Annotated in this window: 22 protein-coding genes and 1 tRNA gene; 9 read left to right on the top strand and 14 right to left on the bottom strand. The window is 54.6% G+C overall.

Translation table 11 applies throughout. The features are described 5' to 3' along the window. Positions 1-11: 11 nt before the first annotated feature. From rpoD to V7775_RS10760, 11 genes are all read right to left on the bottom strand, one after another. Positions 12-2,000 (bottom strand): RNA polymerase sigma factor RpoD, encoded by a 1,989-nt coding sequence (gene rpoD / locus V7775_RS10810; RefSeq protein ID WP_335751906.1) that lies wholly within the window; start codon positions 1,998-2,000, stop codon positions 12-14. A 169-nt stretch (positions 2,001-2,169) separates the two neighbouring features. After that, positions 2,170-4,158, bottom strand: coding sequence for a DNA primase (gene dnaG / locus V7775_RS10805; protein ID WP_335751905.1), 1,989 nt, complete (start codon positions 4,156-4,158; stop codon positions 2,170-2,172). A gap of 60 nt (positions 4,159-4,218) precedes the next feature. After that, the gene (locus V7775_RS10800; protein ID WP_335751904.1) at positions 4,219-4,521 is read right to left on the bottom strand and encodes a hypothetical protein; all 303 of its coding nucleotides are present in this window, start codon (positions 4,519-4,521) and stop codon (positions 4,219-4,221) included. Between the two features lie 31 nt (positions 4,522-4,552). Next, on the bottom strand, positions 4,553-5,089 hold the full coding sequence (locus tag V7775_RS10795; protein WP_335751903.1) for a sarcosine oxidase subunit gamma: 537 nt from the start codon (positions 5,087-5,089) through the stop codon (positions 4,553-4,555). Further along, on the bottom strand, positions 5,082-8,003 hold the full coding sequence (locus V7775_RS10790; RefSeq protein ID WP_335751902.1) for a sarcosine oxidase subunit alpha family protein: 2,922 nt from the start codon (positions 8,001-8,003) through the stop codon (positions 5,082-5,084). Before V7775_RS10790 ends, V7775_RS10795 begins: the two co-directional genes overlap by 8 nt. After that, positions 8,000-8,269: a sarcosine oxidase subunit delta gene (locus V7775_RS10785; RefSeq protein ID WP_335751901.1), complete on the bottom strand. Its 270-nt coding sequence runs from the start codon at positions 8,267-8,269 to the stop codon at positions 8,000-8,002. Before V7775_RS10785 ends, V7775_RS10790 begins: the two co-directional genes overlap by 4 nt. Positions 8,270-8,413: 144 nt before the next feature. Beyond that, a complete protein-coding gene (locus tag V7775_RS10780; protein ID WP_335751900.1) occupies positions 8,414-9,667 on the bottom strand; it encodes a sarcosine oxidase subunit beta family protein in 1,254 nt (417 codons plus the stop codon). 91 nt (positions 9,668-9,758) lie between these two features. Further along, entirely contained in the window at positions 9,759-10,502 is a 744-nt protein-coding gene (locus tag V7775_RS10775; protein ID WP_335751899.1) for an isocitrate lyase/PEP mutase family protein, read from the bottom strand. After that, positions 10,499-11,566 (bottom strand): bifunctional transcriptional activator/DNA repair enzyme AdaA, encoded by a 1,068-nt coding sequence (locus V7775_RS10770; protein ID WP_335751898.1) that lies wholly within the window; start codon positions 11,564-11,566, stop codon positions 10,499-10,501. The genes V7775_RS10775 and V7775_RS10770 overlap by 4 nt, the downstream gene beginning before the upstream one ends. Positions 11,567-11,630: 64 nt before the next feature. After that, on the bottom strand, positions 11,631-12,026 hold the full coding sequence (locus V7775_RS10765; protein ID WP_335751897.1) for a hypothetical protein: 396 nt from the start codon (positions 12,024-12,026) through the stop codon (positions 11,631-11,633). After that, positions 12,026-13,459 (bottom strand): Glu/Leu/Phe/Val family dehydrogenase, encoded by a 1,434-nt coding sequence (locus V7775_RS10760; protein ID WP_335751896.1) that lies wholly within the window; start codon positions 13,457-13,459, stop codon positions 12,026-12,028. The genes V7775_RS10765 and V7775_RS10760 overlap by 1 nt, the downstream gene beginning before the upstream one ends. 209 nt (positions 13,460-13,668) lie before the next feature. Here V7775_RS10760 and V7775_RS10755 point away from each other — a divergent pair, with 209 nt between their 5' ends. From V7775_RS10755 to V7775_RS10740, 4 genes are all read left to right on the top strand, one after another. Then, complete coding sequence (locus tag V7775_RS10755) at positions 13,669-14,136, top strand: YbaK/EbsC family protein (protein ID WP_335751895.1); 468 nt, start codon at positions 13,669-13,671, stop codon at positions 14,134-14,136. Positions 14,137-14,414: 278 nt separating this feature from the next. Next, positions 14,415-15,986, top strand: a complete 1,572-nt coding sequence (locus V7775_RS10750) for a Tad domain-containing protein (RefSeq protein WP_335751894.1) — start codon at positions 14,415-14,417, stop codon at positions 15,984-15,986. Then, complete coding sequence (locus tag V7775_RS10745) at positions 15,983-16,522, top strand: TadE/TadG family type IV pilus assembly protein (protein WP_335751893.1); 540 nt, start codon at positions 15,983-15,985, stop codon at positions 16,520-16,522. Before V7775_RS10750 ends, V7775_RS10745 begins: the two co-directional genes overlap by 4 nt. Further along, positions 16,522-17,100 carry a TadE/TadG family type IV pilus assembly protein gene (locus V7775_RS10740; protein ID WP_335751892.1) on the top strand — a complete coding sequence of 193 codons (579 nt, stop codon included), beginning with the start codon at positions 16,522-16,524 and terminating at the stop codon, positions 17,098-17,100. The genes V7775_RS10745 and V7775_RS10740 overlap by 1 nt, the downstream gene beginning before the upstream one ends. Positions 17,101-17,158: 58 nt before the next feature. On the opposite strand, the gene V7775_RS10735 is transcribed toward V7775_RS10740, so the two are convergent. Both V7775_RS10735 and V7775_RS10730 read right to left on the bottom strand, forming a co-directional pair. After that, positions 17,159-17,668 carry a hypothetical protein gene (locus V7775_RS10735; protein ID WP_335751891.1) on the bottom strand — a complete coding sequence of 170 codons (510 nt, stop codon included), beginning with the start codon at positions 17,666-17,668 and terminating at the stop codon, positions 17,159-17,161. Between the two features lie 160 nt (positions 17,669-17,828). Further along, positions 17,829-18,779 carry an NAD(P)-dependent oxidoreductase gene (locus V7775_RS10730; protein WP_335751890.1) on the bottom strand — a complete coding sequence of 317 codons (951 nt, stop codon included), beginning with the start codon at positions 18,777-18,779 and terminating at the stop codon, positions 17,829-17,831. Positions 18,780-18,985: 206 nt separating this feature from the next. Between V7775_RS10730 and V7775_RS10725 the strand changes: the two genes are divergently transcribed. Beyond that, complete coding sequence (locus V7775_RS10725; RefSeq protein WP_335751889.1) at positions 18,986-19,897, top strand: pirin family protein; 912 nt, start codon at positions 18,986-18,988, stop codon at positions 19,895-19,897. Between the two features lie 4 nt (positions 19,898-19,901). Here the strand turns inward: V7775_RS10725 and V7775_RS10720 are convergent, their stop codons facing one another. After that, positions 19,902-20,483: a TetR/AcrR family transcriptional regulator gene (locus V7775_RS10720; protein ID WP_335751888.1), complete on the bottom strand. Its 582-nt coding sequence runs from the start codon at positions 20,481-20,483 to the stop codon at positions 19,902-19,904. Positions 20,484-20,584: 101 nt separating this feature from the next. Here V7775_RS10720 and V7775_RS10715 point away from each other — a divergent pair, with 101 nt between their 5' ends. The 4 genes from V7775_RS10715 (at position 20,585) to V7775_RS10700 (ending at position 24,182) form a co-directional block, all read left to right on the top strand. Then, the gene (locus V7775_RS10715; protein ID WP_335751887.1) at positions 20,585-20,881 is read left to right on the top strand and encodes a hypothetical protein; all 297 of its coding nucleotides are present in this window, start codon (positions 20,585-20,587) and stop codon (positions 20,879-20,881) included. Positions 20,882-20,959: 78 nt separating this feature from the next. Beyond that, a complete protein-coding gene (locus tag V7775_RS10710) occupies positions 20,960-22,246 on the top strand; it encodes a homoserine dehydrogenase (RefSeq protein ID WP_335751886.1) in 1,287 nt (428 codons plus the stop codon). A gap of 29 nt (positions 22,247-22,275) precedes the next feature. Next, on the top strand, positions 22,276-24,027 hold the full coding sequence (gene recJ / locus V7775_RS10705) for a single-stranded-DNA-specific exonuclease RecJ (RefSeq protein WP_335751885.1): 1,752 nt from the start codon (positions 22,276-22,278) through the stop codon (positions 24,025-24,027). An 80-nt stretch (positions 24,028-24,107) separates the two neighbouring features. Beyond that, positions 24,108-24,182: transfer RNA gene (locus tag V7775_RS10700), tRNA-Glu, on the top strand. Positions 24,183-24,467: the final 285 nt, after the last annotated feature.

The following is a 24,467-nucleotide window of genomic DNA, read 5'->3' as shown; positions in this document are numbered from 1 at the left end:
CGACGTCACATTTATTGGTCGAGGAACGATCGCAATTTACGTGACCGGCTTGGATGCTTCAGCTTACGCAGTGCCTTAGCTTCAATCTGGCGAATACGCTCACGCGTAACGCTAAACTGCTGGCCCACTTCCTCAAGCGTGTGATCGGTGTTCATGCCGATACCAAAACGCATGCGCAGCACACGTTCTTCGCGCGGCGTGAGGCTGGCCAAAACCCGCGTGGTAGTTTCCTTAAGGTTTTCCTGAATGGCGCTGTCCAAAGGCAGCACAGCATTCTTGTCCTCAATGAAGTCACCCAGCTGGCTGTCTTCTTCATCGCCGATTGGCGTTTCAAGCGAAATTGGCTCTTTGGCGATTTTCATCACCTTGCGCACCTTCTCAAGTGGCATCTGCAGTTTTTCAGCCAATTCTTCTGGCGTCGGCTCACGACCGATTTCATGCAGCATCTGGCGGCCTGTACGCACCAGCTTGTTGATCGTTTCGATCATGTGCACTGGAATACGGATGGTACGCGCCTGATCCGCGATGGAACGCGTGATCGCCTGACGGATCCACCATGTCGCATAGGTCGAGAATTTATAGCCACGACGGTATTCAAACTTGTCCACGGCCTTCATCAGGCCGATGTTACCTTCCTGAATAAGATCAAGAAATTGTAGACCACGGTTTGTGTATTTTTTCGCAATCGAGATAACCAAACGAAGGTTCGCTTCGACCATTTCTTTTTTGGCCTGACGCGCCTCTTTTTCACCTTTTTGTACTTGCTGCACGATCCGGCGGAATTCAGAGATGTCTAGACCAACGTACTGACCAACCTGGGCCATGTCTGTACGTAGCTCAGTGACTTTATCAGAAGAGCGTTCGATGAACATCTGCCAGCCACGGCCAGCCTTGCCTGCCATCCGCTCCATCCAGTTAGGATCAAGCTCGTGACCACGGTAGGCGTCTACAAATTCTTTGCGGTTGATACGTGCTTGGTCGGCAAGCTTCACCATTGCGCTGTCGATCTGCATGATCCGGCGGTTAATGCCATAAAGCTGGTCAATCAGCGCTTCGATACGGTTATTGTGCAGGTGCAAATCATTCACCAGCGCAACAATTTCGGAGCGCAGTTTTTGATAAGCCGTTTCATTCTTGGCAGAGAATGATCCGTCTTCATTCAGAGTTGCAGAAATACGGTTATCCTGCATCTGGCTCAGTTTGACGTAGTCATCCGCAATGACATCGAGGGCTTCTAAGACCTGCGGCTTTAGAGCGGCTTCCATGGCGGCTAGCGACATGTTGGCCTGTTCGTCCTCGTCATCGTCATCATCATCGTCTGTCGTGATGGCATTGCCATCTGCGTCCAGCTCTGGCTGGCCTTCGGTTTTCGTTCCCGCAGCAGGAACGCCACCTACAGGCACCACTGGTGTGGTTGTTTCTTCTTCACCCATCGTGGTGCCGAATGTCGCCTCAAGGTCGATCACATCGCGCAGCAAAATATCTTCGGACAAAAGTTCGTCACGCCAGATGGTAATCGCCTGAAAGGTCAGCGGGCTTTCGCACAGGCCTGCGATCATCGTGTTGCGGCCGGCCTCGATACGCTTTGCAATCGCGATCTCGCCTTCACGCGAGAGCAGCTCGACGCTGCCCATTTCACGCAAGTACATGCGAACCGGATCATCCGTACGATCCAGTTTCTCGGAGGTACCCGAGCCTAGCGTGATTTCTTTTGGGCCATCCGTTACAGTAACGTCCGTGACGCCCTTTTCTTCTTCCTCGGCTTCTTCATCTTCGATGATGTTGATGCCCATCTCCGACAGCATCGACATCACGTCTTCGATCTGTTCGGAGGAAACCTGATCCGGTGGCAGAACCGTGTTCAGCTGATCATAGGTGATGTAGCCCTTTTCACGGGCCTCACCGATCATCTTTTTGACAGCAGCTTGCGACATATCCAGCGAGTGGCCTGAATCCTGATCGTCGTTTTTGGCGTCTTCGTTGGTGTCTTTAGCAGCCATCAAGAATTCCTTTAAGTCCCTAAGCGAATCACCCTCAAGTGATTCGGTTTTGCGAATCATGCGGGGTTTGAGATGATTCTTAAACCCGCATCCTTATTTTTCCGCTAAATGCGGAGATTTGGTAACCCCTACGCCACAAAAATTGAGCTCTAAATGTTCAAAATCGTACTCAGTGGCCTTTCTTCCCGCCTTTGGAAAAGTCGATTTGGTCGAACATGTTCCGGCTTTTGGACACTTGCTCTCGGTCCAACCGCGCGCCGTTGTCGGCAATAACGTATTCCGCCTTGTCTTCCTGCCCCGCGCGGTGCGCAAGATCGGCAGCACGCGCAGCCTCAGCAAGACGCCATGTCAGTCCTTCATCTGCCTCACCAGTCAAATCATCTGCAGCGTCATTCACCTCAGCCATTAACCCCCGCACAGCAGCCAATTTTGCCAGCTCTTCTGCGATGGTCATTGAGGTTAGATCGGCATCACCCGGCTTGCGGATACAGGGCGTAATAGCGACATGGCGTTGGGCCATCAGATTTTCAAGGGTGTCATATCCCATCGTTTCCTCAATTCGGTCGCGCAGTGTGCCACGTCCCTCAATTGCGTAACGTAAAATGAGGTCACGTAGGCGGGCATGATCGCGATCCATGCAGGCCATGCTCTCCAACGCCCCTTCAAACGGCTCGACAACGTCAGGGCAAGAAATACAGGCCGCCAGTATCACCGCTTCACGCAGATGATCAGTGGTCCGCGCGTCAGCCCCCCCTGCCAAAATCGAAGACTTCGCGCCAGCTGAGGGGCCCTCGGGGGCCTTACTGTTCCAAGGCTGCCCGCTGCGTCGCGTCGCGTTCCCGCCACGGCCGCCATTGCCCCCACCGCTAGGTTTAGAGCGAAACAGCTGCCACCGCAGATCCTTGATCGCTTGGCCGTAGTGGCTGCGGATGCTGGGGTCTTTGATCAGCATAATCTTTTCACGCAGCGACTTATCTAGGGCCGCTTTGCGTTCAGGACTATCAAAGTTCTTACCCTCAGTCTCACGTTGCCACAGCAATTGAACCATAGGGACGGCTGCATCCAGCAGGCTTTGCACAGCGCCTTTGCCCGAAGATTTCAACAGGTCATCAGGGTCTTGGCCTTCGGGCATCATGGCGAACCGCAAACTGCGCCCCGCCTCAAGCAGCGGTAGTGACAGATCAATCAGCCTTAGCGCGGCGCGCTGGCCTGCTGTATCACCGTCCATTGTGATGATCGGCTCGTCGCTGATGCGCCACAACATCGCCAGTTGGTTTTCGGTCACAGCGGTCCCCAATGGGGCAACTGCCGCGCCAAATCCTGCTTCACTGAGGGCGATCACATCCATGTACCCTTCAGCCACCAGCAACGGTTGCCCGTTGCCTGCCGCAACACGGGCATTCTTGACGTTATAAAGGCTGCGCCCTTTATCAAACAGCTCGGTCTCGGGAGAGTTCAGGTATTTCGCTTTGTCAGCGGGATCCATCGCGCGGCCCCCAAAGGCAATCGCGCGGCCACGTGCATCGCGGATTGGGTACATGATCCGCCCGCGAAATGTATCATAGGGTTTGCCGCCCTTGCTTGATGGTTTGGCCAGTCCTGCGCCAAGGATCAACTCATCGGGGATGTCCTTGCCCTTAAGTGCATCCCAAAGACCTTGCCAGCTGTCCGGCGCAAATCCGATTTCCCAGCGGTCACAAACATCTTGTGGCAGGCCGCGACGTTCCAAATACTCACGGGCGGTTGATGCTGCGCCAGTGCGCAATTGCAGCCGGAACCATTTGACGGCCAACTCCATAACATCAACAAGCTCGGTGCGTTTATCGGCCTTTTCCTGCGCGCGCGGATCACGTTCGGGCATCGGCATGCCCGCCTCACGCGCTAAAATCTCAACCGCTTCCATAAACGAAACATTCTCGGTCTCGCGCACAAAGGAAATCGCGTCTCCCTTGGCGTGGCACCCAAAGCAATAATAAAACCCTTTGCGATCATCGACATGAAAGCTAGCGGATTTTTCTTGATGAAAGGGGCACGGTGCCCACATATCGCCCTTGCCCTGATTGGACTTACGCGCATCCCACATGACTTTTCGCCCGACAACCTGCGAGAGGCTGGCGCGTGTACGCAATTCATCAAGGAAACCGGGAGGCAAACTCATATCTATCCATATGGGCAGCGCGCGGTCAGAGTCCAGTATCGCACGGCTCTTTTGGGTCGCTTATTGCGACAGGCAAAGCTCTTTCCACGCTGCAGCCAGATCGGTTTCTTTCAGTTCTGAAACCTTCATGCCGTAAACCCAAGGAGTCACAAGCGGCACAACAGCGTTGTATTTTTCAGGCCATTCAGGTGCCGCATCAACAATGTGTGCCGCGACTTTTCTTTCTTTTACACGAGCCACGCGCGCCGCCTGAACAGCGGCAACAACATCACCTTGGTAGGCGCAGTCTTTTTCTCTGGCCGTTTCGGCAAAGGCGGGTACGGCCATTAGGCCCAAAACAGCAATACTCAGAACACGGATCATAACACACTCCACAAAACAAATTTGGCAGACCTTATCCGCGCGCAGCGACAGCTTCCAGAGCAGTCCGCAAATCGTGAACAAGCGTATCTGCCATAGATCGGAACACCGCAATTAGATATTTGTCTTCTTCAATACGGGTGATGCTGGCGTTCATATGCCCCAGTTGCGTGCGTGCCGTGGCCCCCACAGCAAAGGCCGACAATCGCATATCAACAGGAACAAGACGCGCCAACGCATCTGCACCGCCCGCTCCGCTAAGCGTGACAAACGCCCATGCATCAGATTGATCCACAACAGCCGCGTGTTTGCCAAGCGCGGACTTGGGGGCAACGCCGATCAAAAAGGCCTCGCCCTGCCCTGCCCAGATACACCGCGTATCACCATCAGACGTGGATTGATTTGGTGCAGGAAACGGCAGGCCCAGCGCGCGACTGAACGCCGCCTTGGGTGGACTGGAAAACGGGGTAATGGATGTCATGGGGCCAACATCGGCTTCTGTTACCGTCAATGCGCCAATACTTATGGGCAGCAGTCCCGCGCAGGGGCTTATTTGAGTTAACTTATCCACGCACGCGCCCTCCTTCAGCATCAACAAAGACTGGGCTGCAGACTTCAACGTCAACCGTCAGATCGCGCACGTGATCGCGTACCACCATCCGCTCGCCTATTCTTTCGGGACCGTTAGAAACAAACCCGAGTGCAATCATGCTACCAACTTCAGGCGAATAACACACCGAGGTGATATAGCCCTGATCGTTTGCGTGAACATGCTCGGCTCCCTCATCAAAAACATGCGCACCCGCAGAAAGCTGCTTCACTACACCAACGGGGCGCAGCCCAACCATACGCGTGCGTGTGGTTTCAACCAATCCTTCACGTTGTGATAACACTTTGCCTATGCAGTCTTTCTTGGCGGAGATCATGCGTTCCATGCCAATGTCATAGGCCGTCACGCGGCCATGAATTTCTGCGTGGGTGATATGTCCTTTTTCGATCCGTAAAACATTGAGCGCCTCCATTCCGTAGGCACCGCCCTGCATCGATTCAGCGCGTTTAACGAGAGTTGCAAACAACGCAGCACCATAACGCGCTGGCACGGCGATCTCATAAGCGTGTTCGCCAGAAAACGATATCCGGAACAACCGGCCCGCAACGCCCATCACATCAACCTCACCACAGGCCATGAACGGCCAGTTTTCATTGTCGATTTCCGTGTCCACAATCCCGTTGATCAATTCGCGTGACCTTGGTCCTGCCACTGCAAACTGCGCCCACTGTTCCGTCACCGAGGTAAAGGCCACTGTCCATTCGGGATGCAGCGCTTGGGTGACGAACTCAAGATGGCGCATGACTTCACCAGCTGCGGCTGTGGTTGTGGTCATCACATAATGCTGCGGGCCCATGCGCGCGCAGGTCCCGTCATCCATCACATGCCCGTCTTCACGCAACATCAGGCCATACCGTACACGCCCTTCTTTGAGGGTAGAGAACATGTTGGTGTAGACAAAATCCAACAGCTTGGCAGCGTCAAGGCCCTGAATGTCGATCTTGCCCAATGTGCTAACGTCACATACGCCAACCGTTTTGCGGACATAGCCCACTTCACGGTCACACGATTGCCGCCATGTGCTTTCGCCTGTCTGCGGGAAATAGCTAGGGCGATACCAAAGGCCCGCCTCGATCATCGGCGCGGCCATATCCAAGGATTGTTTGTGAGACGTCGTATAGCGCTGAGGCGCAAAACCCTTGCCCTGCGCCGCGCCCCCCAAGGCCGCAATCGCAATAGGCGAATATGGTGGCCGGAACGTTGTTGTGCCCGTTTCAGGAATACCCCGTCCCGTCGAGTCCGCCAAAACCGCCAACGCCCCCACGTTTGAGTTCTTGCCCTGATCCGTCGCCATCCCTTGTGTGGTGTAGCGCTTCATATGTTCAACCGAGCGGAAGTTTTCGATAGCCGCTTGTTTGATGTCTTTCACGCATACGTCATTTTGGAAATCAAGCCACGCGCGACCCTTTCCTGCCACCGCCCAAAGAGGTGCAATCCGGTAAGGCGCGTCTTCGGCCAAGGGCAACGCAACGTCGCTGGCCTTGGCGCCCAGCACCTCAATGACACGTGTGGCGGCTGCCGCCCCTTCGGCCAGACAAGCCGCTGTTGAAAACGCACCGTTACATGCACCAGCCGCTTCCAAATTTGGTACAGCATCAGGTGTAGGTACGAAGGAAGCAATGTCTTCGCGCCACGCAGGACGCCCGTTCATGTGGCAGGTCAAATGAACCGTAGGGTTCCAACCACCCGAAATTGCCAAACACTCAACCGCGAGATTGGTGATTTTACCGTTCTTGCGAATTTTAATACTCGTCAGGCCCGAACGGCCCACGGTATTACACACCTCAGCACCCAAATAGACGGGATAGGGCACATCGCCCACATCGGCATCGGCGCGTGAATCAACCAGCGCGACAACAATTGCGCCAGCCGCATGCAAATCGCGCGCTGTGCGGTGTGCATTGTCATTGTTACCAAACACCGCAACCGTTTTGGCAGGTGTCACGCCCCAACGGTTCAGATAAGTCCGCACTGCCCCTGCGGTCATAATGCCAGGGCGGTCATTATTTTCAAATGCTATGGGCCGTTCCAGCGCACCCGCGCACAGCACAGTACGTTTTGCAGTGATCCGCCAAAAACACTCTAGCGGTGCTGAGCTGCGAGGAACGTGATGTGTAACCCGCTCCAACGCGCCAAATACGCCACCATCATAGGCACCGGTGACCGTGGTGCGTGTCATCAGGCGTACGTTGGACAGTGTAGCCAATTGCGCCACTTGGGCCTTTGCCCAATCAGCGCCAGCCATTCCATCAACTTCGTCAACCTCCGCCAACAGGCGACCGCCCATGCGGGAATCCTCATCACATAAGATAACATCCAGCCCTGCCTCAGCAGCGACAGTTGCCGCCATCAATCCACTCGGCCCCGAGCCAACAACCAATAGATCACAGAACGCAAAGGCGCGGTCGTAAGTATCGGGGTTATGTTCACCGCTTAGCCGTCCTAAGCCAGCCGCGCGACGGATGATCGGCTCATACAGTTTTTCCCAAAACGCTTTGGGCCACATGAATGTCTTGTAATAAAACCCAGCTCCCAGAAACGGCGCGGCCAGATCGTTCACTGCCATCACATCGAATTGCAATGAGGGCCACGCGGACTGCGAATGCACCTCTAGCCCTTCATAAATTTCTTGAACTGTTGCACGGATGTTTGGTTCTGAACCGGCACCATTTCCAACAGTAACCAGCGCATTGGGTTCTTCTGAACCGGCACTTAGTGGGCCACGCGGCCTGTGATATTTGAACGAGCGCCCCATCAGGCGCACGCCACTGGCCAATAGGGCAGACGCGACAGTGTCCCCTGCGCGCCCAGTGTATTCCACACCATCAAAGCTAAAGCTTACCGGAGCGCCCAACCCAGTATCTGAAATCCTCATGCGCCCGCGCTCCGTTTTACATCTGACGCCAGTTCAGTGGCATAAACTTCATGGGTGACAGTATCGCGCGTCACGATAATCCACGCGCCACAACCTGCCTCATGTTGCCAGAAATCTTTTGTGCGCCCTGCCGGGTTTTCGCGCAAATGCACGTAGTCATCCCACGCCTGAGGGCCTGCATCGATCGCAGGTCGCGCCAGTGCCGCGCCCTTATAGTAAAATTCGCGCCGATCCCGTGCACCGCACAATGGACATGTTATTCTCATTTCAGCCCCTCCCGCGCGATTGGACAATCTGATCCATAACCAGTTTGTTATCCTCGAAAAGCCCACAATCGCCTAGCAAACCCAGCCCAACGCGGCGCGTGTTATTGCCAACGCCATTCATCAAATTGATCATCTTGCGTCCCATCAGTGCAAGTTATGCTGAGAGCCGGTGCCCTCTTCATCCATCAAACCACGCCCCGTGCGGAAACGGTCTAACCTGAATTTTGCAGCAGGCTCATGGTGGTTTCCCGTGGCCATAAGATGGGCAAATGAATTACCTGATCCCGGCACAGCCTTAAACCCGCCGTAACACCAGCCGCAGTTCAGAAAGAGACCCTCGGTTGGGGTTTTGTCGATTATTGGCGATCCATCTGGCGTCATATCCATAATGCCGCCCCACGCGCGCAGTACCTTGGCCTTGCCGATCATCGGCATCAGGGTCATGCCTGCCTCCATCACATGTTCCTGCAATGGTAAATTGCCACGCGCGGCATAAGACGAATAGTAATCCAGATCACCGCCAAACACCAAACCGCCCTTGTCAGACTGGCTGATGTAAAAGTGGCCCATGCCAAAGCTGATTACATTATCGATCACAGGTTTGAGGCCTTCGGTCACAAAGGCCTGCAAAACATGGCTTTCGATGGGCAGACGCATGCCCGCCATTGCCGCCACTTGGGACGAACGGCCCGCAACAACAACGCCTACCTTCTTGGCGCGGATTGCACCGCGTGTGGTTTGCACACCGCGCACAACGCCGTTTTCAATATCAATACCTGTGACTTCGCATTGCTGAATCAAATCAACACCGCGCTCGGACGCGCCGCGCGCATAACCCCACGCAACCGCATCATGGCGCGCGGTCCCTGAACGGCGCTGAAGCAGGCCACCGTAAATGGGAAAACGTGTGTTTTCAAAATCAAGGAAAGGCGCATGTTTGCGCACCCCCTCCACATCCAGCAATTCAGCGTCGTCGCCCTGCCCGATAATCGAGTTACCGCGACGCGCAAATGCATCACGCTGCCCATCTGAGTGACACAACATCAACTGCCCCCGTTGGGACAGCATCACGTTATAGTTCAGCTCTTGTTCAAGGTTTTCCCACAGCTTGAGAGAATGTGAATAAAACTGGGAGTTACCATCAAGGAAGTAGTTTGCACGCACAATCGTTGTGTTTCGGCCGACATTGCCGCCGCCAAGGTATCCCTTTTCAAGCACGGCAATGTTGGTCATCCCGTGCTCTTTGGCGAGATAGTAAGCCGTGGACAACCCATGCCCACCGCCCCCTATGATGATGGCATCATATTCCGCCTTCGGCTCGGCATCGCGCCAATGTGGCCGCCAGCCTTTGTTGCCGGTTAGACCTTCGCGCAGAACACGCCATCCTGAAAACCGCATACCGCACTCCCTGTACACATTCGGGCACTCTGGCAAACCTCTTCCGTCCTAGCAATCACCAAATGACGATCCTGCGCGAATTCACTTTGGACTAAAGAACCTTTGATGCGGCTGCCGTTAGATCCTTCATCGCGGCGACAAATGAGGAAGGTCCATAACTGATCCGCGCAACCCCAGCTTGGGCCAGCGCAGCACGGTCAGGCAGTGCGGGTTGCATCATCACATTCACAGGCAGCGGCACTTGCGCGCAGATTTGCGTGATCAGGCCGATATCGCTCAACATCGGAACGAAAAACCCTGATGCACCCGCTGTTGCGTAGGCTTGGCCGCGCGCAATTGCCTCGTCCAAACCAGCGCCATGTGCATCCGGTTTTGACTGCATAAAAACATCTGTTCGCGCGTTGATAAAGAAATCTGGGCCGACGGCGGCCCGAATTGCCGCAATCCGCGCGCTTTGCTCGGTCATGGACCAAAGGCCTTCACCCTGCACATGGCGATCTTCAAAATTGATGCCAACAACACCAGTTTGCGCAACAGCCGATGCATTGGCAGCCACCTCTTGCGGCGTACCACCGTAGGCACCCTCAAAATCCAAAGTGACCGGAATGTCGTTGCCCGCCACAATGCGCTGCGCCAAGCCCAGCACCTGCTCCATCGGGATCGCCTGCCCGTCTTTGTACCCTTGGGCCACTGCAACCGCCCAACTGCCTGTTGCCAGTGCCTTGGCACCACTTGCGGCAATCGCTGCAGCCGATCCAGCATCCCAGCAATTGTACAGCACCAGCGGCGTTCCTTTTACATGCAGTTCGGCAAAGTTTTTTGCTTTATCAGTCATCTTATATCTCCCTTAGCGGCAAAACCGCGTTCCAATTCAATCAATTTCTGTTTTCTCCACAAGCCGCCACCGTACCCTGTCAAATTACCGTCCGCGCCCAATACGCGGTGACAGGGGATGACAATTGCAATGGGGTTGGCACCATTTGCACGGGCAACTGCACGCGTGGCATCAGGCCGCCCCATATCGCGCGCAAGTTGGCTGTAGCTGCGGGTTTCCCCCGCTGGAATAAGCCGCAAGGCGCGCCAGACCTCTTGAGTGAACACAGTCCCAAGGGGACGCAGCGGTGTGTCAAAGGTACTGCATTGCCCTAACATAAATGCCGCCATCTCACGTTCGATCATGTCTGTTGGTGCAAAGCGGCCAAACCCAAGGGAGCCTTTCGCATCCTTGCGCAGTGCGATCAGTTCGGCAGGCAACGCGCGCCGCTCGGTGAATTCCAGCAAATGAAGCGCGTCTTTTGAAGACACCGCAACCATCGCGCCCATCGGCGTCTCAATCCAATCTGCCCGCAACAGCGCATTTGCCTGAAAGGCACCGGGCGGCAAACCCATCCACTCCCCAAATGCCTCGCGAAACGCCGACGCCGAACTATAGCCCGCCTCAAGCTGGGCCTCGATCACGCGACCTCCATTCACCAGCTCAGCGGCCCCCGCGCGCAACCGCGCAAGACGCGCCATCTCAAGGAAGGTCATGCCAAAGTGCCGCTTGAACGCGCGCCGCACTGTTGAGAGCTCAAACCCGAGTGCCGTGATATCACCCTCACGCCAGCGCCGCGCTGGATTAGCTTCAAGAGCGGCCAATAAGGCTTTGATTGCTGGTTCACCCTCCGCCGCTGGGGCCAGCGGATGGCAGCGCTTGCAGGCGCGATAACCTGCCTCAATCGCGCCGCCGATTGTATCAAAGAAACTGCAATTTACCCGTTTAGGCTTGCGCGCAGGACAGGTCAGGCGACAAAACACACCCGTAGAGGAGACACCAACCCACGCGCGCCCATCCCATGCAGGATCGCGGGCCAGTAGCGCCGCATACAGCGTGTCGTCATTGGGAATATCAAACATCATAGACAAAGCTTAGCGCGCAGCACCTTTGCTGTCCGCCGCCAATCAGGCGTTTATTCAAAAAACTTCAGTGAATAAAATCACAAAGGTAACCATCGTGCACCCAGCCCTGAACAGGAAGTTCTTTGGGGTACACACTGCGTCCTTCGGTTGAAACCGTGCGATATGCGTTTACAGCCCTGACCCAATGGCCGCGCCGCTCACTATCGTCCACTTCGACAATCGCAAGTCGTTTAAGCTTACGAGCCGCCTTAAAATCACTTCCAGGACCGCTGCGTATGCTTAGAAAGCCATCAGGACCATTCACATTACACACCATAGCGTTATGGCTTGCAAAGCCTGAGTTCAGCGGCCAGCTGTCGCGCCCTAACCCTGTTAGCTCGACTTCACCGTATATCGCAGTCTCTGACATTGCAGGCGCGGCCATTAAGACCGCACCCACTGCAAAAGCAAATTTCAGCACTACAGGCCTTTTGCCTGATAGCTTGCCGCAACCTTACCGATCGACACAAGGTAAGCCGCTGTACGCAAATCGGTCACATCATCGCGACCGTGCCAGACAGTGGCCATGGAATCATATGCGATCCGCATTGTATCATCCAAACCGGAACGCACCAATTCCAGTTCCCCCGCGCCGCGCAGATACTTGTCCTTAAAGCCAGGAGACAAGGTCCAATTGATCGAGGTGTCGTGGCTGATCCGGTCCAACTCATCCACGATAAGTTGGTGGCGGCTTTCTTCTTGGCGGCGTCCCATCCGACCAAAGCGGATGTGGCTAAGGTTTTTGACCCATTCAAAGTAGCTCACGGTCACACCGCCAGCATTGGCGTACATGTCTGGAATGATCACAATTCCTTTGTTGCGTAGGATTTCATCTGCCCCAGCAGTCACCGGACCATTTGCGGCCTCGATAATCAGCTTGGTTTGGATTTTATCCGCATTGCCAAGGTTGATCACCCCTTCAAGTGCCGCGGGAATAAGGATGTCGCATTCAGACTCAAGCAGGCTGGCGCCATCTTCCACAAACGTACCCCCCGCAAAACCTTTAGGCGATCCTTCGGCGGTGATGTGCGCTTTGAGCGCCTCGATATCGATGCCGTTGGTGTTCCAAATCGCACCATTATATTCGATGACCCCAATCACCGGCGCGCCATCTTCTTCGCTCAGGAACTTGGCGGCGTGATAACCCACGTTACCAAGACCCTGCACAATAACCCGCTTACCATCCAGCGTGCCCGTCAGGCCCGCTTTTTTGACGCCTTCGTTATCGCGGAAAAACGCACGAAGCGCGTATTGCACACCGCGGCCCGTGGCCTCAGTCCGGCCTTGAATGCCGCCTGCATTGATCGGTTTGCCTGTCACACAGGCCGCGCTGTTGATGTCTGTTGTATGCATGCGTTTATACTGATCTGCGATCCACGCCATCTCACGTTCACCTGTGCCCATGTCTGGCGCAGGAACGTTCTGGCTTGGATTAATAAGGTCACGTTTAATCAATTCGTACGCAAAGCGGCGCGTGATCATTTCCATCTCATGCACATCATATTCGCGTGGATCTACGCACAGGCCCCCCTTGGAGCCCCCGAACGGCGCTTCGACCAAGGCGCATTTGAACGTCATGAGTGCGGCCAGCGCCTCAACTTCGTCCTGATTAACCCCCATGGAAAACCGGATACCACCTTTGACTGGCTCCATATGCTCCGAATGCACAGAACGATATCCTGTGAATGTTTTGATATCTCCGCGCAGTCGCACGCCAAAGCGCACAGTATACGTGGCGTTGCAGACTCGGATTTTCTCGACGAGACCTGGCTTGAGATCCATCAGATCAACCGCACGGTTGAACATCATATCAACGCTTTCGCGAAAGCTCGGCTCGTTGGTGGTTTGGTTCATTGGGAGGAACCCTTTCTGAGGTCATATCAATGCGCATTCAGGGAACGGAGAATCCCGCTCCTTGCCGCACCCTAAGCCCCCAAAGTTAACAGTGCCACTTTTTTAATCGATTTAAGAACGATCTGAGCGAGATTTCTTTTGCGATTTGGCCTTGACCATATGCACCTCATTTGCACTCTGACCCGAAGTAACAAATCTGGGAGTTTCTGGTGGGCAAAAGTACAACGCGTGTCAAACAGGCTGCCATTGATGCAGGCCTAGATATCGAGATCATAACACTGGCCAACAGCGCACGCACTGCCGCTGACGCAGCCGCCAGTTGTGAGTGCCATGTTGGGCAAATTGCAAAGTCACTCATTTTTGAAGGCGCACAAAGCGGCGCGCTTATGTTGATCCTTGTCAGTGGCGCGCACGAACTCGACCTGAGTAAAGCTGAAACGTTATTCGGAGAAACACTGGGGCGTGCAGATCCTAAACGTGTCCGTGCCGAAACCGGATTTGCAATCGGTGGCGTCGCCCCTATTGGCCATATGTGCCCGATGCCAACCTATATGGATGACGCGTTGATGGGCTATAAAACCGTTTGGGGTGCCGGCGGCGCGCCAGAGACTGTTTTTGAGGTTACGCCACAGGCGCTTTTGGCTGCGACAGGCGCGAAACTATTTTCAAATGTATGAAAGTCGGAGGCTTGCCTTAACCTTTTGGTTACTTCTAGCGCCCTAGCTACGACTCACTTTGGACACCCGTATCCAAAACGAACCATTTCTCTGCGTACTGTTTACAGCTTAGAAACACTCCCCCTGAATCCAAAGCTATTATGCAGAAAACCCCTTTATTATAGGCCTTTTAGGCTCAAGTTCGCCCCATTTTGGCCACGTTCGCCAGTCATACAGAGCGTCGAATTTAGCCAATGACGCCGTCACGTTGACAGGTCCGGGCTTGAAAGGTGACGAATATGAAAAAACTGTTTTCGACAACTTGCCTCCCGGCATCAGCGGGATCCAAACAATCCCCGTTTTTGGGACGGTTTGCAAAGGATGAAGCGGGTAACGTTACAATTACATCGCTTGCATTTCTTGGCGCATTAACTTTGCTCGCTGGCGTATCATGGGACCTAAACAGTCACGAATACCACCGCGTAAAAATCCAACACACCGCTGACCGCGCTGTTCTTGCAGCAGCTGATTTGGACCAGACACTTGATCCGCAGGCTGTTGTGAATGACTACTTTGCCAAGGTTGGGTATTCCGACCTTGTTGCACAAGTAAACGTCGATGAAGGTTTGAACTTCCGAACTGTTTCAGTCCTCGCAAGTGGTGTTGTCGAGTCTCATACCATTGAGGGTAACTTCCAAGGCACCGCTGCCATGGGCGGCAACGCAGAAGCTGACGCGCAAGAGCGTGCCCAAGAACGTATGGACGCCAATCTTGCCGCAGATGCCGGAAAGACGGACGATGAGATTTTGGCCGAGGAAATGGCCCTAATCGAGTATAAATCAGAAGGTCTAATTGGCCTGAACGCGTTTGCCGAAGCCGAAGAGCGTGTCAACAACGTCGAAATCTCGATGGTGCTAGACATCTCAGGCTCTATGGGGTCCGGCAGTAAGATGTCGAACTTGCGTGATGCGGCCAATACGTTCGTGGACGCGGTTGTCAACGAATCCACAACAGATCTCGTGTCTGTTTCGGTTGTGCCCTACTCCGAACACGTGAGTGCGGGACCCGAATTGATGGCCCAATTCGACGTAGACATCAACAACCCCTACAGCCACTGCCTTGAATTCAGCGAAAGCGATTTCAATTTAGCCAAACTAGACCGTAGCAAGACCTATGATCAGGTCCAGCACTTCCAATGGGGCTATAACGGATACAACAATGACGTTAGCAATCCGGTTTGCCCTATCGGTGAGCACGAAGACATCTTAGCCTTTAGTCAGGATGTTGGTGATCTCAAAGGCAAGATCAGTGAGCTTGAAGCCCGCGGCAGTACCTCTATTTTTACAGGTATGAAATGGGCTGTTGGTCTACTTGATCCCGACTTCCAGGAAATCAATGAAAACCTTGCCGGTGATGGCGTCACAGACCCCGCGTTTATTACCCGCCCGGCGGCATACGACGACTATGAAACACTCAAGACAGTAGTATTGATGACGGATGGTCAAAACCACTATTCCTACCGCATCAACGACAATTACTATGCGACCGCCAGCCACGCTGCACACTGGAATAGGTACAACTTGAATTGGTATCTATATCGCTATGTTTCGAGTTATCGACACAGTAGTTTCAAGTACACGAAATACTGGCCTGACTATGGCGACTCATTGTTGAACAATGTCTGCGATGCCGCCAAAGACAAAAATATCGTGATCTGGTCCATCGGTTTTGAAGTTTCGGACCACGGTGCGGAAGTCATGGAAAACTGCGCCTCTTCTCCAAGTCACTTCTTTCGGGTTGAAGGTGTTGAAATCAAAGAGGCATTCAGCGCAATTGCGCGCCAAATTAACCAGCTGAGGCTCACACAATGATCACTCATATCAAAAACCGCCTAAACCGGTTTCGCAAGGAAGACGCCGGTGCTGTCTACACGCTAGAATTCGCAGTATTGCTTCCACTTCTCTTCATGGCACTGTTTTTCGGCGTTGAATTGACCACACACGCCAACCGCCAATTCCAACTGGATCGCGGCCTGGAAGTCACAACGCGGATTATCCGCCTCAACACTGCGATAGAATATACGCATGATGAGCTAAAACAGACCATCTGCGCAAATACTGGCGGGTTGGAAGACTGCGAAAGCAACATGCGTCTCGAGTTGCTCACAGAAGACCTGCGCAACTACACAGGCCTACCAGCCAGAGCAGATTGCACCAACTCACCTGTGACTGTAACGCCAGTACGTGGGTGGTCACTCGGAGAACAACACGAGCTGATGCTCATGCGTGCCTGCTATGAATACACCCCCTTCCTGGCCTCCATTGGCCTAGGTAAACTGCTCGGGTCTGGTGAAAACGGAAAAGGCGAAATGGTCGCAATCAGCGCCTTCGTACAGGAGCCAAGATAATGTGGTATGAAAAACTAAAATCCCCTCTGCGCGGCGACTTTGTTCGTAGCGAAAAAGGATCGGCTTCGATCGAAGCTGTCATCATGATCCCGCTAATGTTCTTTTGCATGATCTGCTTCATTACATTGATCGATTTCACCCGGCAGCACGGGATGCATCAAAAGGCAGCTTATACGATCAGCGACATGGTCTCACGTGAGACCCTAGCGATCGATACAGAATACCTTGAGGGTACGCATGCCTTGATGAACACCCTCACACGGGACCCACAGGAAAGCACAATCCGCCTAAGCGTTGTACGCTATGATGCGACCAACGAAATCTTCAAGCTTGATTGGTCAAAAACAAGCGGTTTCGCAACCCCGGTGAGCAACCAAGATGTGCGCAACTGGACCGATAGACTGCCAGTGATGATCCACAACGAACGTATAATTGTTGTTGAAACATCTGCAATCTATCAACCGCCGTTCGAAATTGGACTGGGAAACCAACAGATCGATCACTTCATCTTCACGCGGCCACGTTACGCACCACAAGTCTTGTGGGACGATATCGAACCTGATTTCGCGGGATCCTGATCCGCTTAAAAAATCCCCCCGGACGGTCATGCCGCCCGGGGGTTTTCTTTTGCAAATTCTAAAGCTTCAGATCACGTTGCGCCATGATTGCAGCAATGATCTCGGACATGAATTTTGTCTGGCTCGCGGGCGTCATACCACCGACGCCGATGCGACGCCCCATCCGCCACCACAAACCAGGCCGCCATACATTTGGTCCCTTGGTCGTTGTGCGTAGCAAAAATCCATTTGAAGGTTTGAACGCGAAAAACCCGCGATCCATCCCGTCGATATCGGCAATCAATGCTATCACTGTGCCGTCACTGTCGCGCAGTTCCGTTTCGGTCAGCTCAATGCGTGTGGCTGTCGCCCGCCGCATTTTGTCTACTATCCATAGCGAACCAACTCCAAGCACCAGCAGAAACACCCGCCATTCAAGTCCGGGCGATTGAACAAACGCGATGTAGATTAACAAAAGGCCCAACAGCCCCAAGGATCCCATGCCCAAAAAACGCCGCCCTAGTCCGGCTTTTGCTGTGGCGATAATCTCGTGTGGATCCGTCTTTGGCATTTCATCGGATGGGGTCATGGCTGCACTCCTTTTTCTGACCCCTAGCCGCAGATGCACCAACGGGCAAGCATATCCCCATATGCCTGCCCGTAACGCATCACGCGTCCAGTGACGCACCAAATTTGAAAAAGTGACTTTTTCTATGCAACTACAGATACCTAGTGCAAGAACTGCCGCCCTACATGAGTCGTTTTGGGCGTACCTCATATCCGCGCTCTTCTGGTTCATCATCGACCAAATCCATCGGGAACCCCTCCGCGAGCACTTCCAAACCTGTCGCTTCTTCCAGTCGTTCAATCATTCTGTCCGACTGCGCGCGATCTCCGTACCGCTTTTGGCCGTCGCCCATCATCTCGATCATCAGGGGTGAAATTTCCAGCGGAACACCTGCATCATCAGCAAGTTTTTGGAACAGGCCAATGTCCTTTTGAATCAGGTCCATCGTAAAGTTCACATCCCGCGATCCCGATAGGATCAACTGACTTTCGGTTTCATGCACAAAACTAGTGCCAGACGACATTGCGATCGCTTCATAGGTCATGCCTAGGTCCATGCCTTGTGCATTCATAACCGTCAGCGCCTCACAAAGGGTGAGCAAATTTGCCGTAGCAAGGTAGTTCGTCATCACCTTGAGAACGCTTGCGTTTCCCAATTCGCCGACATGCAAAATCCGTCGTCCCATATGCGTTAAGATCGGCAGCACGCGGTCAAATGTTTCGCGATCACAGCCCGCATAAATACTGATGTTGCCCGTATCCGCACGGTGACATCCTCCAGACACGGGGCAATCGACGGCCGCTCCCCCTTGCGCCTGTACCAACGCAGCCAACCGTTTGATTTCATTTGCATCTGTGGTGGACATTTCGATCCAGATTTTCCCATCAGTCACCTCTGGCAGCATCTGCTCGACTACTGCGGCGCTGGCCGCGGGGCTGGGCAGACAGGTGATCACCGCATCACAAGTGCGCATCATTTCCGCAGGGCTCCCCCCCGCTACCGCGCCACCAGCAACCTTTTCCGCAACCAGCTCCGCGTCCAAATCATGCACGTACAACTCAACGCCATTGCGCAACAAGCTTCCCGATAGCTTACCGCCAACATTGCCCAAACCGATAAACCCGATTTTCATAACAAACCTCCTTAAAGTTCTAACCAGCCTCGCTTTGGTTTTGCGACATGGCCCGCCTAAAACCGACGCTTACGGCTTTTGCCGCCCACAATTTCTAGGAAACGTCCGTCTGAGCATCTGCGCACAGTCCCTATGCGCGAGGCTACCTTGCCCAGCCCCCTCACACCGCCTAATTTAATAGGGCGAAACACATCAGGAGCCGCGAAATGTCCCTACGTCCAACGCTAGAAACCCGCGCCGCCCAGCCAACCATGGAAGGTGCAGGCGTAAAACTGCACCGCGCATTCGGTTTTCAGGACCCCAGTGAACTAGACCCGTTTTTGCTATTCGATGATTTTCGCAACGATCGCCCCGCCGATTTCGAAAAGGGGTTTCCGTGGCACCCTCACCGCGGGATCGAGACAATCACATATGTTCTTGAGGGCACAGTTGAGCACTCAGATAGCCTAGGCAACAACGGCACATTGGGCGCGGGTGATGTGCAATGGATGACAGCGGGCAGCGGGATTTTGCATCAGGAAATGCCGCATGGGAATACGCGCGGCCAGATGCACGGGTTTCAGCTGTGGGGCAACCTGCCCGCAGCGCAAAAGATGACCACCCCGCGCTATCAGGACGTGACCAGCGATGCGATACCCGAAGTCTTTGATGATGACGGCACAATGGTTCGTGTGATCACGGGCGAATTCTGGGGCAAACGCGGTCCTGTTGATGGCATTGCAGCGGATCCACAGTATCTGGATGTCAGCGTCCCTGCTGGCGTACGCAAAACATTCAAGATTGACACCTACCGCCGCGCATTTGCCTATATTTTCCAAGGTGCAGGCGCCTTTGTGGATGCCAGCCGCCCCTCTGGCGTGCTGTTGGAAAAGGAAGTTGCTGGGGAAGAACTCAATATCCGTGACATGTCTGGTGACAGGACATTGGTTCGTTTTGGCACGGGGGATGAAGTGACTGTGCAGGCTGGGCCAGAGGGTCTGCGGTTTTTGCTAATCTCAGGCGCGCCGATTGATGAACCCGTCGCATGGCATGGCCCCATTGTGATGAACACACGCGAAGAATTGGTTCAAGCAGTACAGGACCTAAAAAACGGTACGTTCATCAAACCCGTCCACTAACGAATTACATTACCGCGCGGCGTACCATTTCCCAATACTGCGCGGTGACTTCCTCCAACGACAACCTGCCACCAGCACGAAACCATGTATTCACTCCCGTAAGCATCGCGATAATCGCCAGCGTCGCGATCTTGGTATCGCTTACCTGAAACGCGCCAGAGGCAACGCCATCGCGCAGGATTTGCTCTAGCCCGCTTTCATACGCGCTACGCTGCGCTTCGATACGGGCAAAATTATCGTCCGTAAGGTTACGTAACTCCATATAGGCAATGAAAACCGCATCAGCCCGTGCATGGTGAAACTGGATGTGGAAAGCGACAAATTTCCTGAGCCGTTCATCTGCGGGCAACTTCGCATCGTCTTGTGCAGCGGCTAGCAGCTCAGTCATGTGCCCTTCCATAAGGTCAAATAACAGCGACTGCTTGTCAGGCGTATAGTTATAAAGCGCCCCTGCCTGCACACCAACCTCAGCCGCAATCGCGCGCATGGAGACAGCCGCATAGCCCCCTTGCGCAAACAGCCTAAGCGCGGCTTCGCGCACCCGCGGGCCTGTGATGTCTGAATGTGATCCTGCTGTACGTGCCATGGCCCGACTATCTGAATGCACGTTCAAAAAGTAAACCCTTTGCGGTCCAATTATACCAAGCCACTTGCATCACGCCCACATGCTGGTGCAAACCGTAGGCTATGAAAACTATGCTTTTTCCTGCAGCCCTTTTGGCCAGCCTGACCCTGATAGGTGCCTGCACGCAATTTCCTCAGCTAGATCACACTACAACACCCGATTTGGAAAATTCAAATTATCCAATGCTTGTGCCGCTTGGCCCTGTTTTGGCCTCTTCGCAAACATCTGGTATTGAGCCCATTCAAGCCACCGCCGGAATCGACGCACGTGTAAGCGCCCTAAAAGCCCGCGCCGCGCGGCTACGTGGATCAGTCCTAAGCGGCGCTGAACGGCAGCGATTGGCAAACGGTCTGCAATAAGCCGCGCTGCTGCGTTGCACGAAGGCAGTGTTCGGGCTACATCGGCGCAAACAGCATTCATTTAAAGGAACAACCGACATGTCACAGCCTCTTCGTCTTGGGATTGCAGGATTGGGCACGGTCGGTGCTGGCGTTGTGCAAATCTTGCGCAAACAGGCCGCATTGCTAGAGGCGCGCACAGGCCGCCCACTGGTAATCACTGCCGTTTCCGCACGCAGCCGCGACAAAGACCGCGGTGTGAACCTGTCGTCTTATGCGTGGGAAGATGATCCTATCGCATTGGCGAAACGCGACGATGTGGATGTGTTTGTTGAGTTGATGGGCGGTGAAGACGGCCCAGCCAAAGATGCAACCGAGGCAGCCCTTGCCCTTGGCAAAGATGTGGTCACGGCCAACAAGGCAATGCTTGCCATGTACGGCCAGCCCCTTGCCGAAGCCGCCGAAGCAAAAGGTTGTGTGATCAAATATGAAGCTGCCGTTGCTGGCGGCATCCCTGTGGTCAAAGCACTGGGCGAAGGTCTAGCTGGTAACGAAATCACCCGCGTGATGGGCGTTATGAACGGCACCTGCAACTATATCCTCACCCAGATGGAGGCAACTGGCCAAGGCTATAACGCCCTGTTTGATGAAGCGGACAAGCTTGGCTATCTCGAAGCAGATCCAAACCTAGACGTGGGTGGCATTGATGCGGGTCACAAGCTGGCGATCCTGTCTTCCCTCTCCTTTGGCACGCAGGTCAATTTTGCGGGCATCGAGCTGGAAGGCATCCAGCGCGTCACCCTTGATGACATCACCGCAGCTGCCGACATGGGCTATAAGATCAAACTGCTGGGTGTTGCCCAGATGACGGGTCGTGGGCTGGAACAGCGCATGCAGCCGTGTCTTGTTCCGGCGACCTCTCCTTTGGGGCAACTTGAGGGCGGCACCAACATGATCGTTCTTGAGGGTGACGCTGTTGGCCAGATCGTTTTGCGCGGCGCAGGTGCGGGTGCAGGCCCAACAGCAAGTGCCGTCATGTCAGACATCTGCGATATTGCACGCGGCTATCGCGGGCCAGTATTCGGCCAACCCGCAACATCACTCAAGGCAGCGACACCAGCGCTCAGCCAGCGACCAGCGGCATATTACCTGCGCTTGTCCCTCAAGGACAAACCGGGTGCATTGGCAAAAGTTGCTGCTGTTCTGGGCGAAGCGGGCGTTTCCATCGACCGCATGCGCCAATACGGCCATAAGGATGATTGCGCCCCAGTGCTGATCGTCACGCATAAAACCACCCGCGCTGACATCGATCACGCGCTCGAAGCCTTTACCACAACATCTGTTGTCGCGGGTGATCCCGTGGCCCTGCGCATCGAGGAAGTTTGATCGCAGGACTTAACTAAAAGGAATAAGCCATGGACCAAGCAGCAGCATTTCTGGGGGTCGAGGCTTCTTTAACGCAGCGGCGCTGGGTTGGTCCTGGCATGGACGCAGTTCGCGCATCCGAGGCTTTGCAACAACAAACCGAGCTGCCTATGGCGGTTTGTCAGGTGCTTGCGCGGCGCGGTGTTGATGCCCAAGAGGCCGAGGCGTTCCTTGCGCCTGCCCTGCGTGATTTACTGCCTGATCCGCGCAGCTTGCGTGACATGGAAACTGCCGCAGCACGTTTCCTTGCTGCGGTTAAGGCCCGCCAGCGCATTGCCGTTTTTGCCGATTATGATGTGGATGGTGGCAGCTCTGCTGCGTTGCTGCTGGTCTGGCTGCGCCAAATGGGGCGCGATGCCACGCTGTATGTGCCCGACCGCATTGACGAAGGCTATGGCCCCAACGATGAAGCAATGGCCGATTTGGCCGCCAAACATGATCTCATCATTTGTGTGGATTGCGGCACGTTATCACACGGCCCAATTGCGGCCGCCGTTGGTGCAGATGTGATTGTACTTGATCACCACCTGGGCGGCGAAACCCTGCCCGATTGTCTGGCGGTGGTGAACCCCAACAGACAGGATGAAGACGGCGAATTGGCCCACCTTTGTGCCGCCGCGGTTGTATTCCTGATGCTGGTTGAGGCGGGGCGTCAATTGCGCGAAGCCGAGGTCAAAGGCCCTGATCTAATGGCGCTGCTTGATCTTGTCGCACTGGCCACTGTGGCTGATGTTGCGCCGCTGATCGGGGTGAACCGTGCGTTTGTCCGCCAAGGCCTCAAAGTCATGGGCAGACGTGAACGGGTTGGCATTGCCGCCCTGTCCGATGTCGCCCGCATGGACACAGCCCCCGCGGCCTATCACCTTGGCTTTATGCTGGGTCCACGCATCAATGCGGGTGGACGTGTCGGCAAGGCCGACCTTGGTGCCCGCCTGTTGGCCACAGATGACCCGCATGAGGCGGCAGCATTTTCCGAACGCCTTGATGCGCTCAATACCGAGCGCCGAGATGTGGAAAACGCCGTGCGCGCCGCCGCCCTTGCCCAAGCAGAAGAGCGCGGTACCGACGGCGCACTGGTCTGGGCGGCTGGTGCTGGCTGGCATCCCGGTGTTGTTGGCATCGTCGCCGCACGCCTCAAAGAGGCAACCGGTCGTCCCGCAGTGGTGATTGGGCTGGACGACGGGATCGGTAAAGGTTCTGGGCGGTCAGTGACGGGGATCGATCTGGGGGCCTGTATTCAAAAGCTGGCGATGCAGGGTGTCCTGCTCAAAGGCGGCGGTCACAAAATGGCGGCGGGCCTCACTGTAGAAGAAGACAAGTTGGAAGAATCGATGGCCCAACTCAGCGCATTGCTGGAAAAACAGGGCGCACATCTGCTTGGTCCCTCCGATCTGCGGCTCGATGGTATGCTGATGCCCGGAGCGGCCAGCGTTGAATTGACCGAAGCAGTCGAATCAGCGGGCCCTTTTGGTGCCGGCGCCCCTGCCCCACGATACGTTTTTGCCGACATGCGCATCTTTTCTGCCCGCCGAGTCGGCGAGACGCACCTGAAAGTTAGTTTTGGCGACGGTTTGAGCACCCGAATGGATGCAATCTGCTTTGGTGCCTACGATTCCGCGCTTGGGCCCGCCCTAGAAGCACATGGCGGCGCGCATTTTCACCTTGCCGGACGGCTGGACATAAACACTTGGCAAGGCCGTCAAAGCGTACAGTTGCGCCTAGAAGACGCCGCCCGCGTTTAATTTGAAAAAAATGACCCTAGAAAGAACATTTCTACTTGCGCCAATCACGGCTATTGCCTAATGAACGGCACAGAAAGTGTGGCCCGTTCGTCTATCGGTTAGGACATCTGGTTTTCAACCAGGAAAGAGGGGTTCAACTCCCCTACGGGCTGCCACCTTCTGCTTACACCTGAATGTAAGAAAATCACTTTATCCCCACCAAAAACTGATATCGTCTCTTCCACCATCGTGATGATGTTGCTGATTTTATTCGTTCATCGCTTTACCCCTGCACCACATCCACACCTACGGTTTCAGGCGTGGTCATCTTGAATCCCCCTCTCCATTTCGGGTTGTAACCTTTTCAAAACGATTCAACTCTGTATCCGTCAACGAACACTCGGCGCTTCAGCTTATCAAAAGGTCTCTTATCAGTGGCATTCATCCGAACCATCGCGAAC

The organism is Sulfitobacter sp., from assembly GCF_036960155.1.
Lineage (GTDB): Bacteria > Pseudomonadota > Alphaproteobacteria > Rhodobacterales > Rhodobacteraceae > Sulfitobacter.
This window is presented reverse-complemented; position numbering and strand designations above follow the sequence as displayed.